Annotated in this window: 21 protein-coding genes and 1 other annotated feature; of the genes, 18 read left to right on the top strand and 3 right to left on the bottom strand. The window is 35.8% G+C overall.

Features of this window, described 5'->3' with window-relative positions; all coding sequences use genetic code 11:
- Window positions 1-99: 99 nt before the first annotated feature.
- The 15 genes from thrS to rpmF all read left to right on the top strand — a co-directional run bounded on the left by thrS (window position 100) and on the right by rpmF (window position 10,713).
- The gene (thrS, locus tag N0K80_RS02955) at window positions 100-2,046 is read left to right on the top strand and encodes a threonine--tRNA ligase (RefSeq protein WP_269023714.1); all 1,947 of its coding nucleotides are present in this window, start codon (window positions 100-102) and stop codon (window positions 2,044-2,046) included.
- A gap of 60 nt (window positions 2,047-2,106) precedes the next feature.
- Window positions 2,107-2,245, top strand: a sequence feature (ribosomal protein L20 leader region).
- A 56-nt stretch (window positions 2,246-2,301) separates the two neighbouring features.
- Window positions 2,302-2,802: a translation initiation factor IF-3 gene (infC, locus tag N0K80_RS02950; RefSeq protein ID WP_057973379.1), complete on the top strand. Its 501-nt coding sequence runs from the start codon at window positions 2,302-2,304 to the stop codon at window positions 2,800-2,802.
- A 26-nt stretch (window positions 2,803-2,828) separates the two neighbouring features.
- The gene (gene rpmI / locus N0K80_RS02945) at window positions 2,829-3,029 is read left to right on the top strand and encodes a 50S ribosomal protein L35 (protein WP_057973380.1); all 201 of its coding nucleotides are present in this window, start codon (window positions 2,829-2,831) and stop codon (window positions 3,027-3,029) included.
- Between the two features lie 57 nt (window positions 3,030-3,086).
- Window positions 3,087-3,446 carry a 50S ribosomal protein L20 gene (gene rplT / locus N0K80_RS02940; RefSeq protein ID WP_057973381.1) on the top strand — a complete coding sequence of 120 codons (360 nt, stop codon included), beginning with the start codon at window positions 3,087-3,089 and terminating at the stop codon, window positions 3,444-3,446.
- 73 nt (window positions 3,447-3,519) lie between these two features.
- Window positions 3,520-4,179, top strand: a complete 660-nt coding sequence (gene tenA / locus N0K80_RS02935; protein WP_269023713.1) for a thiaminase II — start codon at window positions 3,520-3,522, stop codon at window positions 4,177-4,179.
- 154 nt (window positions 4,180-4,333) lie between these two features.
- Window positions 4,334-4,867, top strand: a complete 534-nt coding sequence (locus N0K80_RS02930) for a YqeG family HAD IIIA-type phosphatase (protein ID WP_146342823.1) — start codon at window positions 4,334-4,336, stop codon at window positions 4,865-4,867.
- Window positions 4,860-5,996, top strand: coding sequence for a ribosome biogenesis GTPase YqeH (gene yqeH / locus N0K80_RS02925; RefSeq protein ID WP_146342824.1), 1,137 nt, complete (start codon window positions 4,860-4,862; stop codon window positions 5,994-5,996). The genes N0K80_RS02930 and yqeH overlap by 8 nt, the downstream gene beginning before the upstream one ends.
- A 17-nt stretch (window positions 5,997-6,013) precedes the next feature.
- Window positions 6,014-6,328: a ribosome assembly RNA-binding protein YhbY gene (gene yhbY, locus N0K80_RS02920; RefSeq protein WP_269023712.1), complete on the top strand. Its 315-nt coding sequence runs from the start codon at window positions 6,014-6,016 to the stop codon at window positions 6,326-6,328.
- A gap of 26 nt (window positions 6,329-6,354) precedes the next feature.
- Window positions 6,355-7,002: a nicotinate-nucleotide adenylyltransferase gene (locus tag N0K80_RS02915; protein ID WP_407932674.1), complete on the top strand. Its 648-nt coding sequence runs from the start codon at window positions 6,355-6,357 to the stop codon at window positions 7,000-7,002.
- Window positions 6,992-7,588, top strand: a complete 597-nt coding sequence (yqeK, locus tag N0K80_RS02910; RefSeq protein ID WP_269007938.1) for a bis(5'-nucleosyl)-tetraphosphatase (symmetrical) YqeK — start codon at window positions 6,992-6,994, stop codon at window positions 7,586-7,588. Before N0K80_RS02915 ends, yqeK begins: the two co-directional genes overlap by 11 nt.
- Window positions 7,589-7,598: 10 nt before the next feature.
- On the top strand, window positions 7,599-7,955 hold the full coding sequence (gene rsfS / locus N0K80_RS02905; RefSeq protein WP_057973388.1) for a ribosome silencing factor: 357 nt from the start codon (window positions 7,599-7,601) through the stop codon (window positions 7,953-7,955).
- A complete protein-coding gene (locus tag N0K80_RS02900; protein WP_269023711.1) occupies window positions 7,955-8,695 on the top strand; it encodes a class I SAM-dependent methyltransferase in 741 nt (246 codons plus the stop codon). The genes rsfS and N0K80_RS02900 overlap by 1 nt, the downstream gene beginning before the upstream one ends.
- A gap of 11 nt (window positions 8,696-8,706) precedes the next feature.
- A complete protein-coding gene (locus tag N0K80_RS02895; RefSeq protein WP_269023710.1) occupies window positions 8,707-9,849 on the top strand; it encodes a nucleotidyltransferase in 1,143 nt (380 codons plus the stop codon).
- Window positions 9,850-9,929: 80 nt separating this feature from the next.
- Entirely contained in the window at window positions 9,930-10,478 is a 549-nt protein-coding gene (locus N0K80_RS02890) for a YceD family protein (protein WP_146342829.1), read from the top strand.
- A 55-nt stretch (window positions 10,479-10,533) separates the two neighbouring features.
- Window positions 10,534-10,713 carry a 50S ribosomal protein L32 gene (rpmF, locus tag N0K80_RS02885; RefSeq protein ID WP_057973392.1) on the top strand — a complete coding sequence of 60 codons (180 nt, stop codon included), beginning with the start codon at window positions 10,534-10,536 and terminating at the stop codon, window positions 10,711-10,713.
- A gap of 80 nt (window positions 10,714-10,793) precedes the next feature.
- Here rpmF and N0K80_RS02880 read toward each other — a convergent pair whose 3' ends face one another.
- A complete protein-coding gene (locus tag N0K80_RS02880) occupies window positions 10,794-11,297 on the bottom strand; it encodes a hypothetical protein (RefSeq protein ID WP_269023709.1) in 504 nt (167 codons plus the stop codon).
- A 185-nt stretch (window positions 11,298-11,482) separates the two neighbouring features.
- On the opposite strand from N0K80_RS02880, the gene gndA reads away from it, so the two are divergent.
- The 3 genes from gndA to N0K80_RS02865 all read left to right on the top strand — a co-directional run bounded on the left by gndA (window position 11,483) and on the right by N0K80_RS02865 (window position 15,415).
- On the top strand, window positions 11,483-12,904 hold the full coding sequence (gene gndA, locus N0K80_RS02875; protein ID WP_057973394.1) for an NADP-dependent phosphogluconate dehydrogenase: 1,422 nt from the start codon (window positions 11,483-11,485) through the stop codon (window positions 12,902-12,904).
- 316 nt (window positions 12,905-13,220) lie between these two features.
- Window positions 13,221-13,907, top strand: a complete 687-nt coding sequence (locus N0K80_RS02870) for a response regulator transcription factor (RefSeq protein WP_057973395.1) — start codon at window positions 13,221-13,223, stop codon at window positions 13,905-13,907.
- A 38-nt stretch (window positions 13,908-13,945) separates the two neighbouring features.
- Window positions 13,946-15,415, top strand: coding sequence for a HAMP domain-containing sensor histidine kinase (locus N0K80_RS02865; protein WP_269026185.1), 1,470 nt, complete (start codon window positions 13,946-13,948; stop codon window positions 15,413-15,415).
- Window positions 15,416-15,445: 30 nt separating this feature from the next.
- Here the strand turns inward: N0K80_RS02865 and yidC are convergent, their stop codons facing one another.
- On the bottom strand, window positions 15,446-16,378 hold the full coding sequence (gene yidC / locus N0K80_RS02860; protein ID WP_057973397.1) for a membrane protein insertase YidC: 933 nt from the start codon (window positions 16,376-16,378) through the stop codon (window positions 15,446-15,448).
- Window positions 16,379-16,464: 86 nt separating this feature from the next.
- Window positions 16,465-16,740, bottom strand: coding sequence for an acylphosphatase (locus tag N0K80_RS02855; RefSeq protein ID WP_112249639.1), 276 nt, complete (start codon window positions 16,738-16,740; stop codon window positions 16,465-16,467).
- Window positions 16,741-16,864: the final 124 nt, after the last annotated feature.

The following is a 16,864-nucleotide window of genomic DNA, read 5'->3' as shown; positions in this document are numbered from 1 at the left end:
GTGGAACCACGTTAATCGACGTCCCTAATACACAAGCTTATTTGTGTATTAGGGACTTTTTTTGTATCAAAAAATAGATAAATAATGGAGGAAGTTAACATGTCAAAAATAAATATTACATTTCCAGATGGCGCAATCAAAGAATTTGATGCGGGCATTACAACAGAAGATGTTGCTAAATCAATTAGTCCTAGTTTAGCTAAGAAATCAATTGCCGGTAAATTCAACGGTGTTTTGGTTGATTACCTTCGTCCGTTAGAGGCTGATGGTGCTATTGAAATAGTCACTAAAGATTCTGAAGATGGCTTGGTTGTTTTATGGCATACTGCCGCTCAAGTTTTGGCTAATGCTTTACAACAATTATATCCAGGTATGAAATTTGGAATGAGTTCTGATATTGAAAATGGATTCTATTTTGATACAGATAATGGAGAAACGCAGGTCAGTGTTGATGATTTGAAAAAAATCCAAGACAAAATGAAAGCTATTGTTAAAGAAAACTTAAAAATTGAACGTCAATTAATATCAAAAGCTGAAGCGCTTGAATTATTTGCTGGAGATCCTTATCGTGCTGAACTAGTCGTAGAAGCAACTGATGAAAATGGCCAAGTTGAAGTTTACAAACAAGGCGAATTTGTTAATTTAAGTGATGGTGCTCAATTACGTTCAACAGCAGACGTTAAAATTTTCCAACTATTATCAGTTGCTGGTGCATATTGGCAAGGTAAATCAAGTAATCCAATGTTACAACGTGTTTACGGAACGGCATTCTTCAAACAAAAAGACTTGGATGCAGAATTAGTTCGTCGTCAAGAGGCACGTGAGCGTGATCACCGTGTGATCGGTAACGACTTAGATTTATTCTTTGTCGATCCTAAAGTTGGTGCTGGATTACCTTACTGGTTGCCTAATGGTGCCACAATTCGTCGTACGATTGAACGCTACATTGTTGATAAGGAAGTTTCAAATGGTTATGACCATGTGTATACACCTATTTTAGCTAACCTAGATTTATACAAAACTTCAGGTCATTGGGATCATTATCGTGAAGATATGTTCCCACCAATGGATATGGGAGATGGCGAAGAATTGGAGTTACGTCCAATGAATTGTCCTTCGCATATTCAGGTGTACAAGCATCATATCCGTTCATACCGTGACTTACCTATCAGAATTGCTGAATTAGGTATGATGCATCGTTATGAAAAATCAGGTGCACTTTCAGGATTACAACGTGTACGTGAAATGACGTTGAATGATGGACATACGTTTGTTGCGCCTGATCAAATTCAAGAAGAATTTAAAAGTGTACTTCGTTTAATGATGGAAGTTTATGCTGATTTTGGGATTGCCGATTACTCATTCCGTTTAAGCTATCGTGACCCAGCTAATACAGAGAAGTACTTTGATGATAATGAAATGTGGACTAAATCACAAAATATGCTAAAAGGTGCTATGGATGACTTAGGTCTTGATTACTATGAGGCCGAAGGTGAAGCAGCATTTTACGGTCCTAAATTAGATGTTCAAACAAAAACGGCATTGGGTAATGATGAAACATTGTCAACAATCCAATTAGACTTCATGATGCCTGAAAAATTTGAATTATCATATATCGGTGATGATGGTGAAGAACATCGTCCAGTTATGATTCATCGTGGACTTGTTTCAACAATGGAACGTTTCACTGCTTACTTAACAGAAATGTACAAAGGTGCATTCCCAACATGGTTAGCTCCTAAGCAAGTGACAATTATTCCCGTTAAGAATGATCTCCACGCTGACTATGCGCATGATCTACGTGCCAATTTAGTTGCTCGTGGCGTCCGTGTAACGGTTGATGAACGTAATGAAAAAATGGGTTACAAAATGCGTCATGCACAAGTAACTAAAGTTCCGTATATTCTGGTTGTTGGTGATAATGAAGTTGCAGAGAATACCGTTTCTGTTCGTCGTCATGGTGAAGATGACTCTAACGTGTTCACAAAAGAAGACTTTATTAATAACATTTCAAAAGAAATTGCGAACTACAGTCGTAAGGCATAAAAAAGATTCGTTTCAATTGGCTTGACAAAATGTTACCAACTTGTTATGATTTAAAAGTTAAGAAAAAAGCAGAGGCTCCCGCTTCTCGCCTGAAGGGACAAAAGAGTCTCTGGGCAGAATATTATTGAAATTAAATTCCAATTAAAATGGATTTCAAGCGGGCTGTGATAATTTATTATTACTGCCCGTTTTTCTGTGCTTTTTCTCAAAAAAATTTGGAGGTGCATTGCCATAGCAGTTGATAAAGTAGACAAAATGGTCAATGAAGGTATCCGCGCGTCGGAACTTCGTTTAATTGGTGACGATGGTGAACAGCTTGGTGTTAAAACCAAACAAGAAGCATTAGATATGGCAGAAGCTGCCAATTTAGATGTTGTTGTTGTTGCTGCTAACTCGAAACCACCTGTTGCTAAGATCATGGATTATGGGAAATATCGTTTCGAATTACAAAAGAAACAAAGAGAAGCCCGTAAAAACCAAAAGATTGTTAATGTTAAAGAAGTTAGACTTAGTCCAACAATTGATATTAACGATTTCAATACAAAATTGAAAAATGCCTCAAAATTCCTTGCAAAAGGTGATAAGGTTAAAGTATCAATTAGATTTAAAGGCCGTGCAATTACGCATAAAGAAATCGGACGTGATGTCTTGAATCGCTTCGCTGATGCTGCTAAAGAAGCTGCAACAGTTGAATCAAGAGCGAAGATGGATGGACGTAGTATGTTCATGATGCTTGCACCTAAGGCTGAAAAGTAAAGCTATATTAGGAGGATATTAGGATTATGCCAAAACAAAAGACTCATCGTGCATCAGCAAAACGTTTTAAACGTACAGGAAATGGTGGCTTAAAACGTTCTAAAGCTTATACAAGTCATCGTATGCATGGTAAAACTAAGAAACAACGTCGTCAATTAAGCAAATCAACTACAGTGTCAGCATCAGATAACAAGCGTATCAAACAAATGCTTTCACAAATGAAATAATAAATATAAATTAGACAATTGATGCCATTTTAAATGGCTCAATAAGGAGGAATTTTCATGCCACGAGTTAAAGGTGGAACTGTTACACGTCAACGTCGCAAAAGAATGCTTAAATTAGCAAAAGGTTACCGTGGATCAAAACATATCCAATTTAAGGTAGCTAAACAACAAGTAATGAAATCGTACCAATATTCATTCCGTGATCGTCATCAAACAAAACGTAACTTCCGTCGTCTATGGATTGCACGTATTAACGCTGCAGCACGTATGAACGGTTTAAGTTACAGCAAGATGATGCATGGCTTGAAATTAGCAGAAATTGAAGTTAACCGTAAAATGTTAGCTGAATTAGCTGTTAAAGATTCAGCAGCATTTACTGCTGTTGCAGATGAAGCTAAAAAAGCATTAAGCAAATAATAAATTCAAGAGGGTACTTGACCAATCGTCAAGTGCTCTCTTTTTTTAATAAATTTCTGTAAAGGAGTTAAGCATGTTATTTTCAGAAAAGGTACGACGAGAATCAAATGATTGGTGGGAACGGAGTTTTGAACATCCATTTATTAAACAACTAGTTGATGGTTCCTTACCTGCGGAGACTTTTAGATATTATTTGATTCAAGATCATTATTATCTGAAACACTTTAGTAAAATTCACCAATTAGTTGGGGAACAATCAGATGATGCAGAAATTAAAAAATTAATGTTTGCTTCTGCTGAAGGATTAGCACGGAGTGAGTCAGCAATTAGAGATGATTTTTTTAAAGAGTTAAATATTACGGATGAAGAAATTGAGCAAACCGGAATTGCACCAACTGCGTACCATTACGTATCACATATGTATCGTCAATTAGCTGAATTTAATCCAGAAGCTGCATTTTCTGGCCTTTTACCATGCGCTTGGCTCTATTTAGAGATTGGCTACAAGTTAATTGGTAAAGGCTCTCCAAATCCGATGTATCAAAGATGGATTGAAACGTATTCAACTGATGAATTTAAAGAATCCGTAGACAATCAACGACGTTCATTAGATAGAGTCGCGAAGGAATCCAGCCAAGAGACCGTTGAAGCAATGGCGAACGCATTTAAAATAAGTAGTATTGAAGAATATAATTTTTGGGGAATGGCACTTGATCATCAGACCTGGGAGTAAGTTCGTTTTCATAAATGACCAGGATTAACCGAGGTTCTGAACGTTTCTTTCATTGTAAAGTGAAATTAAATTCAATAGTTTTCATAGAAAACATGCAATTTAAGCGAAAGTACATTATACTTAGATTATTATTCTAAAATTGAGGTAACTAAACATGCTTGAGAGATATAAACCAACCTGGATGGTTGAATCAATCTATGATTTAACGCCAGAAGATTTACAAAACCACGGCATTAAAGTTGTTATGACTGATTTAGATAACACATTAATTGCGTGGGATAATCCAAATGGAACACCCGAATTAAAGAGTTGGCTTGAGATTATTGCTGCGGCTTCAATTCCGGTAATTGTTGTGTCAAACAACAGTCATGAGCGTGTTGAAAAGGCATTGGAACATATTGGATTACCATTTGTTTCGCGAGCACTGAAGCCCTTTACAAAAGGAATAAACCAAGTTAAAGATGAATTCAAGATGGATAACCAAGATTTAGTCTTAATTGGTGATCAATTAATGACTGATATTGCTGCGGCTAATAATGCGGGAATTAAAAGTATTTTGGTGAAACCACTTGTTGAATCTGATGCTTGGAATACGAAGCCTAACCGTTTCATTGAAAAAAGAATTAAAAATCATTTGATTAAAAAACATGACTTTAAAACTAAATGGGGGAATTCATTGGATGACTGACATAATCGAAGTACCAGAAGTTGACGAAGATCTTTTTTGTATTGGTTGCGGATCGAAAATTCAAAGTGAAAACGTTGATGAGTTAGGATACACACCTAAGTCTGCAGTAAAAAAAGGACTTGAAACAAATGAATTATATTGCCAAAGATGTTTTAGATTAAGACATTACAACGAAATTGCTGACGTTAAGTTAACAGATGATGATTTCTTAAAATTATTGAATCAAATTGGTAGCGCCGATGCTTTAATCGTTAATGTTATTGATATTTTTGATTTCAATGGTAGTTTAATTCCTGGATTACACCGTTTTGTGGGTGATAATCCCGTTTTAATGGTTGGAAATAAGGCTGACTTATTACCTAAATCGTTAAGACGCTCGAAGTTAAAAGATTGGATGAGACAACAAGCCAACTTACAAGGATTGAGACCTATTGACGTTGCATTAACAAGTGCAACGAAAAATTTTGCAATTGATGAGTTATTGGAATTAATTGAAAAATACCGTGAAGGTCGTGATGTTTACGTCGTTGGGGTTACTAATGTTGGTAAATCAACGTTAATTAATCAAATTATCAAACAAAGAACGGGTGTCCAAGATTTAATTACAACGTCAAGATTCCCGGGAACAACACTTGATAAAATTGAAATTCCACTGGATGATGACCGTGCTTTAATTGATACACCTGGGATTATTCATCAGGATCAAATGGCTCATTATTTATCGGGTAAAGCATTGAGATTAGTTTCTCCACAGAAAGAAATTAAGCAACGTGTCTATCAGTTAAATGACAATCAAACGTTGTTCTTTGGGGCTGTTGCTAGATTTGACTACATTTCTGGCGGAACGCCCGGAGTTGTCGTCTATCTTGATAATGATTTAATGATTCATCGAACAAAAACGGAATCAGCAAGTGAATTTTATGAAAAACATGCTGGTGGTTTGTTAAATCCACCAACAGATGATGAAATGGTTGATTTCCCAGAATTAGTCCGTTTTGAATTCAAAGCAACACAAAAAAGTGATTTAGTTTTTGCTGGTCTTGGGTGGGTAACCATCAATGAAGGTGCAAAAGTCGCTGGTTGGGCACCAAAAGGTGTTTCAGTTCTTTTACGAAAAGCAATGATATAAGAGGAGTTAACTAACATATGACATTAAGAGGCAAACAAAAAAGATATTTACGCAGTCAAGCACATCATTTACGTCCACTTTTCCAAGTTGGAAAAGAAGGCGTATCGATTGGCTGGTTAAACCAGATCCGCGAAGCAATTGAAAAACGTGAATTAATTAAAATTAACATGTTACAAAATGCTACGGTTGATACAAATGAAGTCCGTGTTTTCATCGAATCTAACAGTTCGATTCAAGTCGTTCAAGTAATTGGACATACTTTAGTTCTTTATCAAGCTGCAACAGATGTTGAAAATCGCGATATCTCTGATAAGGTTAATTTACTCGCTTAATTTAAAATTATGAGGAGGTTTTTGACTTGACTATTCAAGTACAAAAATTAAAAGAAATTAATTTAGTCACGGAATTTAAAACAGCCCCCATATTGGCTAGCGAAAAAAAACGCGTTGGTATTCTCGGAGGAACGTTTAATCCACCTCATATGGGACATTTAATAGTTGCTGATCAAGTTTGTCAACAACTGGGATTAGATGAAATTCGGTTTATGCCAGATGCTATGCCACCACACATAGACAAAAAAGAAGCGATTGATGAAAAATATCGTCTTGATATGGTCAATCAAAGTATTGCTGATAATGCTAATTTTAAAATAGAAGATGCTGAGCTTAAACGCGGAGGTGTTAGTTTTACGTATGACACAATGGTTGCTTTGAAAGCTGAGCATCCGGAAAACGATTATTATTTTATTATTGGTGGCGATATGGTTGCCTACCTGCCTAAGTGGTCTCGTATCGATGAGTTAGTAAAATTAGTTCATTTTGTTGGTGTCAAACGAACGGGATTTGAACAAAAGAGTCCGTACCCGATACTCTGGGTAGATGTCCCAACGATTGATATTAGTTCGACTCAAATTCGAGATAAGATAAAAGAAGGGCGTTCAATTAATTATTTAGTCCCTAAAGCTGTATCTGACTACATTGAGAAAGAAGGCTTATATCGTGAGTAATTTAGTTTATTCTAAGAACCTTTTCAGTGGAACTAGAGAAGAATTAGTACAAATTTTAAGAGATACTTTAAGTGAAAAAAGATTTCAACATGTATTAAATGTTGAAAAATCAGCAATCGAACTTGCTGAACGTAATAATGGTGATAGAGAGAGAGCCAGTATTGCAGGGTTAATTCATGATTATGCCAAGGAACGATCAGATGAAACGTTTATCACGGTAATTAAACAAAAACACTTGGATCCCGATTTGTTGAATTGGGGAAATGCCATTTGGCATGGTATTGTCGGTGCTGAGTTGATTCATGATGAATTAGGTATTTCAGATAATGAAATACTGACTTCAATTGTGAAGCACACAACCGGGGATGTTGATATGACTTTATTGGATAAAATCGTCTATGTAGCTGATTTTATTGAAGAAAGTCGAACTTTCCCCGGGGCCGTTGAAGCACGTAAAATTGCGGCTGTAAACTTAGATGCAGCCGTTGGATTTGAAACGAAACACACACTAAGTTATTTAATTGATACCGATAAAAAAGTGTATCCTAAAACAATTTTGACCTTTAATAAATGGGTCGCAGAATAGAGGAGTAATAATGAATAGTATAGAAAAATTAGAAGTTGCAGTTAAGGCTGCTGACAGTAAACGTGGCGAAAAAACGGTAGCTATTGATGTTCATGAAATTAGCTTATTAGCAGATTATTTCATGGTAACGCAGGCTGATTCGGCTCGCCAAGTTAAAGCAATTGTCAAAGAAATACAGGACCAAGAAGAACTTGCAGGCGTTGAAGTTCGTCGTATTGAGGGACGTAACTCAACTAGCTGGGTTTTATTAGACTTTGGTGATTTAATTGTCCACGTATTTAAAACTGAATCACGTGAATTTTATGATCTTGAAAAATTCTGGTCTGAAGGCGCATCTGTTGATTTATCAGCTTGGATTGAAGAATAATGATTTACACCACCTTTTCAAAATTATATGATCAATTAATGGATCCTGATTTATATGATTCTTGGCAGACATTTGTCGAGGCACAAGTTCCCAATAAAAAAGCAGAGATACTTGAACTGGCTTGTGGTGCGGGACAATTAGCCATCGCATTAACGCAGTCGGGCTATTCAGTTGTTGGGTTAGACTTATCTGAAGAGATGTTATCAATTGCTGATCAACATGCACAAGATGCTAACGTGTCTTTGCCGTTATTACAAGGCGATATGATGGATCTAGAGGATTTGGAGTTACCACAATTTGATGCGGTGACTTGTTTTGCTGATTCATTTTGTTATTTACCGGATGCTCAGTCTGTCGGCAAGGTTTTTAAATCAATCCATGGCCTATTACGAACAGATGGCCGGTTTGTTTTTGACGTGATATCAACGTATCAAACGGACGACGTTTATCCGGGTTATATGTATAACTACCAGGATGATAGTCAAGCTTTTTTATGGTCGACTTTTCAAGATGAACAACCACATAGTGTCGTTCATGAACTGACTTTTTTTGTTAAAAATGAGAGTAATGATCAATTTGAAAAAATTACTGAAGATCACCATGAAAGAACGTATTCTGTTGAAACGTACACTAAACTGTTAAAAAATGCTGGATTTAAAAATATTCAAGTTTCTGCTGATTTTGGTACAAGTAAAATTGATGATAAAACAACAAGATTGTTTTTTGTCTGCGATAAATAGGAGTGAGGCGTTTGGACACCACAGGGGTTATCGTTGAATATAATCCATTTCATAACGGGCATTTGCATCAAATTAATCAAATAAGAGCACAATATCCTGATACAACGATTGTTGCCATTATGAGCGGGCAATTTTTGCAGAGGGGTATTCCGGCGGCACTTGATAAAGAGAGCCGTACAAGGCAGGCATTACAGTCTGGTGTCGATTTAATGATTGAGCTACCCGTTGCGTTTTCCGTCCAGCCGGCCGATTTATTTGCTAAAGGTGCAATTAAGTTATTATCGGGGATGAAAATTACCCGACTTGTATTTGGCGCCGAGCATCCAAAATTAGACTTTAAGTCTATTGCAGTTAAGATTCAAAATATTGATGGTGATTTTGATCAATTTAATGAAACTTATGCTAGTCAGTATCAGCAGGCCGTTTTTGATAATACGGGTATTCATATTGACGAGCCAAATGATTTGTTGGGTCTGGCATATGCTGAAGCCTGTTTATCAGAAAAAGCTGAGATTCAATTATGTCCTATTCAACGGATTGGTGCAGGCTATCACGAAACCATATTTGATGACTCGCAAGAAATTGCAAGTGCCACTGCGATTAGACTAGCGATTAAAAATCAAGAATCCATTGAAAATGTCGTTCCTAGTCAGACGAAGATTGATTCAGAAAATGAAAAATGGATTGATTGGTACGATTTTTGGCCTTATCTTAAATATCAGTTGAGTCTACTAACACCTGAGCAATTATCGACGTTTTATGGCATGTCTGAGGGAATTGAGTACCGATTGCTACAACAGTACGAGAAATTGCCTGAAGACGCTAGTTTTGATGATTGGGTCCATGCAGTAAAGTCAAAACGAGTAACTTATACAAAAATTTCAAGACTCGCAACTTACATTTTATTAAAAATAAATAAAAATGAAATTGACAAACAATACAAGCAGCCTTATTATCATGTCTTAGGGTTCTCTAAAAGAGGTCAGAGTTTACTTAATTATTTGAAGAAGGAAGTCCCATATCCAATACTAACTAAAATTAGTAAAAAAGATAAAGAGGGTCTTTATTCTTTAGATTATCGAGCAGGAATTATTTATGGCTTAGTTAGCCATAAGAAATCTGATCTTTTTAGACACCCCGTGCAAATTAATTAACAACCTGTCAAGGAAATATCATTGACAATGTTTTTAATCACAGGTATAATCATAAGCGTTGCATTAGGAGGCATATTTGCATGAAATGGTCCTTAGTTGAGTTAAAAAAACAAAGTGATGAACCACTTCAAGTTGACGAAATGTTAGACCTTTCCGAAGGATTAATGTTGCGCAACAAAATAATTACGTCGGTATCAGAAGTCCATGTTACGGGTATTCTAACGGCAGACCATCAAGATGTCATCGGCCATTTTAACGTTAGTTTAACAGTTAAGATGCCATCAACACGTTCGCTAGAGAGTGTCGATGTCCCATTGAATTTTTCAGTTGATGAATTTTATGTAGGTTATCGCGATAAAGCACTTGAACGATTTGATAAAAATGATGTCGTAATTATTTTGGAAGAAGATATGCTCAATTTGAATTCTGTGATAGAGGATAATGTTTTATTACAGATTCCGATGCAGATACTGACTGATGATGAGAAAAAAGCAGAAGAATTACCCGCCGGTGACGACTGGGAAGTTCTTACTGAAGATAAACTCGTACAGGTTAGAAAAGAAAAAGTTGATCCTCGATTTGCGTCGTTACAGAATTTTTTCGATAACGACGGTTCTGAAGAGGAATAAACATAACAATACTTTTATTAAAAGTTTTGGATAATTTTAAAGGAGGTGTTTGATAATGGCAGTACCAGCACGTAAAACATCAAAAACACGTAAGAGAATGCGTCGTACGCATTACAAGTTGACAGTCCCAGGTATGAGCGCTTGCCCTAACTGTGGCGAATTAAGAAAATCACATTATGTATGTCCTAGCTGTGGTTTTTATGACGGAAAAGAAGTTGTAAAAGTAAACAACTAAATTTACGCTAAGTAAAAGGCCTTAACAACCATGGTGTTAAGGCTTTTTCTGTATAAAAAACGATGACATTCAGTTGAATGTCATCGTTTTTCGTTAATTGTTAAACTCATAATTTTAAAGTCGGTCTCTGGATTGAAGAATTGAAAAGGTAGTTTAGCCTGGCCTTCAATATAATTCACGTTCTTAGCCGGCGTTTTAACGGCTTTAAAAGTTGATGAATTAATTGATTTAATTAAGTCAATTAAATCTAAAAGTAGTAATTCAGGTTTGTTACTAAGATTTGACCAACCCGAGAATTCAGAGCGGTAATTTTTGAAGATGGCTTTTCTAATCGGACTGATAAAAGCATTACTGCTGTCATTTTCATAAGGAATTGACTGAGAAGCAATTGTATGTTGACTTGTTGTACTATAAATTTGGATACGACTGTCTTTTAGATCTAAAAAATCGGCCGTTAATAATTTTCCGTCAACTTGAACAACTAGGTCAAAAGTGGGAATGTGGTTAGAAAATTCAGCCTTTGCTCGACTGTATAAAAAGGTATCGATAGCGTAGTATAACTCTTGAACTTCAACTAATTTCATATTTGAATGACCTCCTGAAATCAGTATAACAAAAAAAGACAAAATAGATAGGAATTTTTGTTGTCTGGTGTATAATTGACGTTGAAAGTTAAAATGGGTTTATTGACAAAGTCGGTAGCTGATACTTTCTTAGATTACATGGTTTTTGATTCACAAAAAATTAAAGAAATGTAGGGGGTATTATGATGGATAAGGCACAAATTGGTGTTATTGGAATGGCTGTCATGGGTAAGAATCTTGCCTTGAATGCTGAGAGCCGTGGACATACTGTAGCAATCTATAATAGAACAGGGGCTAAAACTGAGCAAGTTATGAAAGACCACTCAGAAAAAAACTTAGTACCTAGCTACTCAATTAAGGAATTTGCAGATTCATTAGAAAAACCTAGAAGAATTATCATTATGGTTAAAGCTGGGAAACCAACTGATGCTGTTATCGCAGAATTATTACCATTCTTGGATAAAGGCGACGTTTTAATCGATGGCGGAAATACTTACTTTGAAGATACTGTGCGTCGTAATGCAGAATTAGATAATTCTGGGATTAACTTTATTGGAATGGGTGTTTCTGGTGGTGAAATTGGTGCCCTTGAAGGCCCATCAATGATGCCAGGTGGCCAAAAAGAGGCATATGACCTCGTTGCACCAATTCTTGAGGAAATGTCAGCTAAAGCTAAAGATGGCGCTCCATGTGTAACTTACATCGGTCCTAACGGTGCCGGACATTACGTTAAAATGGTTCATAATGGAATCGAATATGGTGATATGGAATTAATTTCAGAATCATATCATTTATTGAGAGACTTATTAGGACTTTCAGTGGACGAAGTTGCTAGCATCTTCTCTGACTGGAATGAAGGCGAATTGGACAGTTACCTTATCGAAATTACGGCAGATATTTTAACACGTAAAGATGATTTAGGTACTGGTAAACCAATTGTTGATGTTATCTTAGATCGTGCCGGTAACAAAGGTACGGGTAAATGGTCATCACAAAGTGCCCTTGAATTAGGTGTTCCTCAATCAGTTATTTCTGAATCAGTTTATGCACGTTACATTTCAGCAATGAAAGAAGAACGTGTTGAAGCAAGTAAAGTGTTACCTAAACCTGAAGTTAAATTAGGTGAATTAGATAAAAAAGAATTAGTTGAAAAAATTCGTGAAGCATTATACTTTAGTAAAATTATGAGCTATGCTCAAGGATTTGAACAATTGCGTGTCGCTTCAGAACATTACGAATGGGACTTGAACTTTGGTGATATGGCTAAGATTTGGCGTGCTGGATGTATTATTCGTGCTCGTTTCTTACAAAATATTACTGATGCATTTGATGAAAAAGCTGATTTAAATAACATCTTATTAGATGGTTATTTCAAAGATATTGTTAAAAAGTATCAAGAATCAGTTCGTGATATCGTAGGTATCGCCGTTAAAGCTGGTATTCCAGTTCCTGGATTCAGTGCAGCAATTACTTACTACGATCAATATCGTTCAGAAGTATTGCCCGCTAACTTGATCCAAGCACAACGTGATTACTTTGGTGCGCATACGTATGAACGTACTGACAAACCAGGTTCATTCCATTACACATGGTATACTGAACAATAAATCATTAAATTAAATGTGCTAAAAACAGGTAACGACATTTTAAAATGTTGCTGCCTGTTTTTTTATAAAATTTAATTATCTGGGTGTTTTTCGATAGATTAAATGGTATTTCGATGAAAAATGTATACGGGTAACTGCATATTGTTGATAAATAATATGCAGTATAAATGCTTATAAATGGCTATCTAATTTGAGTAAACCAAGGTGTATGCAAGAATATCATTTAATGGTAGAATAAGAAAAGTAAGATATCGGTTAAAAAGTATCTGGATTTGAATGAGAAAATAAAATTAAACTAACGGGAGATCATGAAAATATGAGTCGTATTCTAATAATTGAAGATGAAAAAAATTTGGCACGCTTTGTTGAATTAGAATTACAACATGAGGGATTTGAAACTGAGGTTCATTTTGATGGACGAACAGGTTTAGAGGCAGCCCTAAATGGCGATTGGGATTCAATTTTGCTTGATTTAATGTTGCCCGAATTAAACGGGCTTGAAGTTTGTCGTCGTGTGCGACAGGTTAAAAACACACCTATTATTATGATGACGGCTCGTGATTCGGTCATCGATCGCGTATCTGGATTAGATCATGGCGCAGACGATTACATCGTTAAACCATTTGCAATCGAAGAGTTATTGGCACGTTTACGCGCATTATTACGTCGTATCGATATCGAAGGTGAACAAAACGTTGCTAAACAAACGACAGTTACCTATCGTGATTTAACAATTGAAAAAGAAAATCGTGTCGTTCGTCGTGATAAAGAAGTGATTGAACTAACAAAACGTGAGTATGAATTATTGTTGGCTTTGATGGAGAGCGTTAATGTCGTTTTAGCGAGAGATGTTTTATTAGCTAAAGTTTGGGGTTACGAATCAGAAGTTGAAACAAATGTTGTCGACGTTTATATTCGTTATTTACGAAATAAAATTGATCGCAGTGGTGAGGAAAGTTATATTCAAACGGTTAGAGGTACGGGGTACGTAATGAGATCATGAAAAATAAAATAATCCAGCATCCAAAAGAAGTAAGACGCATGTCACTCAAATGGAAATGGGCATTGGGAACGGCAATAGGGGTATTACTTATATTTGCCGTTTTTTCTGCGCTTATTTTTCAGAGTTTTAGCGGTGTTTTACTAGATAAAGAAAAAAAAGATGTACAAAATACGTTAAGAACTGTGACACAGCAGTTAAGTCGCGAAAATCAAGAGCTAACCGTCGCGAGTACTGAACAGCATTTAAAACCAATAAATTCAGACCCCAGTCCGTCTAAGGACGAAAATAATTTATATTCAAACGCCGTAATTGTTAATTTATCAAAAGAAAATATCGCGGTTGGCATCTATGATTTGAACCAAAGGGAAGTTTTTGCTTCAAGAAATTTGAATGTCCCATTTATTAAAAAAAATGAAATGACCTTTACCAGTCAGAAAATTGATGGTGTGAATGGGTACGTCGCTAGAAGAGCCATCCATTCGTCTAAGACGGGTAAAAAAATTGGTTATGCACAAGTAGCTAATGCATTAGAAAATTACCACAAAATAAGTAATAAACTCATTTTAATTTTCATAGTTTTAATCGTTACGGCTACATTTGGTAGTGCGATGTTAGGATATGTTCTTGCATCTTGGTTACTAAGGCCGATTGATGTCGTAAATGAGACGATTGATATTATAAATGAAGGGGATACGCCAATTGGACACGTCCGCGTACCCGACTTGCATCGAAATGATGAATTATCTGATTTAACCGATTTATTTAATAGTATGTTAGATCGGATGGAGCGTTATGTTGATCAGCAACAACAATTTGTTGAAGACGTTTCACATGAACTAAGGACTCCTGTTGCGATAATTCAGGGACACATGGAATTATTGAATAGGTGGGGAAAAGACGATCCGGCGGTTCTGGCTGAATCGATTGAGGCATCCCTACAAGAAATTAATCGAATGAAGAGTTTAGTTCAAGAAATGTTAGATTTATCACGAGCTGAACAAGTTGAAATGACATTTAAAAATGAATTAACTGATGTCCGATTAGTGGTTTTACAAATTTTTAACGATTTTAAAATGATACATCCAGATTTTACTTTTATTTTGGATGAAGATTTTAAAGGAGAAAGTTTAGTAAAGATATCGCGTAATCATTTAGAGCAAGTTTTAATTATTTTAATGGATAACGCAGTTAAATATTCAGAAACAAGAAAAGAAATTCATATTTCAGCATCGAAAGACTTGAAAATGGTTCAAATTGCGATTCAAGATTTTGGTGAGGGAATTTCTAAAGATGATTTGAAAAATGTCTTTAATCGCTTCTACCGTGTTGATAAGGCAAGAAGCCGTGATAAGGGTGGAAATGGGCTCGGATTATCAATAGCACAAAAATTGATAATGGGTTACAAAGGTACTTTAGTAGTCGAGAGTGTTGAAAAACGTGGATCAATCTTCAGAATTTCATTACCTTTAACCGCAGAAAAAATTACTGAGGATAAAAAAAACGATTAAACCTTCAAATCGAAGGTTTAATCGTTTTTTTTATTTTCTATTTTGTTTACCTGCGTTACGATTACGATTCTTTTTTGCTGTATCTGAAATGTTATCTTCAACATTATCAAGTGTACGTTCAACTGTTTCTTCGACATCGTCAATGATTGTATGTTCTCTAACGATGGGTGGGTTCTTAGCAAGTTCTGCTTGGATTTCTCGACGAATTCTTGGACGCATTAACATAATAATAAATGTTTGGATACAAGCAAAGATTCCACCGATGAAGAAGTAGAGACCAATACCTGCAGGAGCACTTAATGTCACAAAAACCATCATAACGGGACTTGCAATTAACATCATTTGCATTGTTTTCTTTTGTTCTGGTGGTAAGCCAATTATTGAGATGAATCCTTGACCTAAGTAGACGATAAAACATAAAACGGTAAAAATAATCGATGGTGAACCTAATTTGATACCGAAGAATACGGCACCGTTTAATTCTGCTGAGTAAAGAATGGCCGCATAGAGGGCTGCAAAGATTGGCATTTGGATTAATAATGGTAAACAACCAATTCCGCCGGTCATGCTGACGTTATTATCTTTATAAAGGGCCATCATTTCTTGGTTAATTGCCGCTTTATCTTCTGGTGATTTCGCAGCTTTTTGTCGTTCTTGAATTACTTTTAATTGTGGTTGAATGGAACCCATCTTTTCTTGTTGGACCGTTGCCTTTTTTGATTGATTAATCATCATTGGCATTAAGGCCATTCGAATAACGAATGAGATCACGATGATTGCAAAACCATAGTTGTTACCTAGATGAGCTGATAACCATTCAATTAATCCCTGGGTAGGTTTTGCTAAGTAGTCGTAAACCATTCCGTAAGGATCACCATTTTTGTCTTGGCGTACACATCCTGATAAAAACAAGATGATCGCCATAAATATTGGGAGCATTGTCAAACGTTTAAGCTTTTTCATTAATTTATTTCCCCTTTTAATATGACTATAACGATTACTATACTTTAAATATAAAGGGATTTCAATGAAATATAGACAAATATTGGTTAGTAAAGAACGGTAAATTCAGTCGGATTATAATTAGTTAAGGGGGTTTCTGTATATTCGGTGACCTTACCGGCCGGAGTAGGTGATTTTTTTATTCTTTGTATGAATTTTTCTAACTGAGTATTGTCTGGACTGCTTGCTTTAATTGTGACGCTATCATCAAAATTATTTTGCACTGACCCATAGATACCTAAGTTGTCGGCTAACCTTTTGGTTGTATATCTGAATCCGACACCTTGAACACGGCCAAAAACAGTAATTTGAATTGCATTCATTATATAATCCTCCATAACATAACATAACATAAGATTAGTGTAAGCCCTTTTATTACCCCAGTATAACTTGAAAAGATGAGAACTACCAACTAATGACATTTTAATTATGATATAATTATGATAA

The organism is Dellaglioa carnosa (genome assembly GCF_026948345.1).
In the GTDB taxonomy this organism is placed as follows: Bacteria; Bacillota; Bacilli; order Lactobacillales; family Lactobacillaceae; genus Dellaglioa; species Dellaglioa algida.
Note: the sequence above shows the minus strand (reverse complement) of the source record. Positions and strands in the feature narration are given on the sequence as shown.

Excerpts from the sequence above, each read along its gene's own strand:
- thrS (WP_269023714.1), top strand. The coding sequence starts at position 100 with ATGTCAAAAATAAATATTACATTTCCAGATGGCGCAATCAAAGAATTT.
- infC (WP_057973379.1), top strand. The coding sequence starts at position 2,302 with ATGGTCAATGAAGGTATCCGCGCGTCGGAACTTCGTTTAATTGGTGAC.
- rpmI (WP_057973380.1), top strand. The coding sequence starts at position 2,829 with ATGCCAAAACAAAAGACTCATCGTGCATCAGCAAAACGTTTTAAACGT.
- rplT (WP_057973381.1), top strand. The coding sequence starts at position 3,087 with ATGCCACGAGTTAAAGGTGGAACTGTTACACGTCAACGTCGCAAAAGA.
- tenA (WP_269023713.1), top strand. The coding sequence starts at position 3,520 with ATGTTATTTTCAGAAAAGGTACGACGAGAATCAAATGATTGGTGGGAA.
- N0K80_RS02930 (WP_146342823.1), top strand. The coding sequence starts at position 4,334 with ATGCTTGAGAGATATAAACCAACCTGGATGGTTGAATCAATCTATGAT.
- yqeH (WP_146342824.1), top strand. The coding sequence starts at position 4,860 with ATGACTGACATAATCGAAGTACCAGAAGTTGACGAAGATCTTTTTTGT.
- yhbY (WP_269023712.1), top strand. The coding sequence starts at position 6,014 with ATGACATTAAGAGGCAAACAAAAAAGATATTTACGCAGTCAAGCACAT.
- rsfS (WP_057973388.1), top strand. The coding sequence starts at position 7,599 with ATGAATAGTATAGAAAAATTAGAAGTTGCAGTTAAGGCTGCTGACAGT.
- N0K80_RS02900 (WP_269023711.1), top strand. The coding sequence starts at position 7,955 with ATGATTTACACCACCTTTTCAAAATTATATGATCAATTAATGGATCCT.
- N0K80_RS02890 (WP_146342829.1), top strand. The coding sequence starts at position 9,930 with ATGAAATGGTCCTTAGTTGAGTTAAAAAAACAAAGTGATGAACCACTT.
- rpmF (WP_057973392.1), top strand. The coding sequence starts at position 10,534 with ATGGCAGTACCAGCACGTAAAACATCAAAAACACGTAAGAGAATGCGT.
- N0K80_RS02880 (WP_269023709.1), bottom strand. The coding sequence starts at position 11,297 with ATGAAATTAGTTGAAGTTCAAGAGTTATACTACGCTATCGATACCTTT.
- gndA (WP_057973394.1), top strand. The coding sequence starts at position 11,483 with ATGGATAAGGCACAAATTGGTGTTATTGGAATGGCTGTCATGGGTAAG.
- N0K80_RS02870 (WP_057973395.1), top strand. The coding sequence starts at position 13,221 with ATGAGTCGTATTCTAATAATTGAAGATGAAAAAAATTTGGCACGCTTT.
- N0K80_RS02865 (WP_269026185.1), top strand. The coding sequence starts at position 13,946 with ATGTCACTCAAATGGAAATGGGCATTGGGAACGGCAATAGGGGTATTA.
- yidC (WP_057973397.1), bottom strand. The coding sequence starts at position 16,378 with ATGAAAAAGCTTAAACGTTTGACAATGCTCCCAATATTTATGGCGATC.
- N0K80_RS02855 (WP_112249639.1), bottom strand. The coding sequence starts at position 16,740 with ATGAATGCAATTCAAATTACTGTTTTTGGCCGTGTTCAAGGTGTCGGA.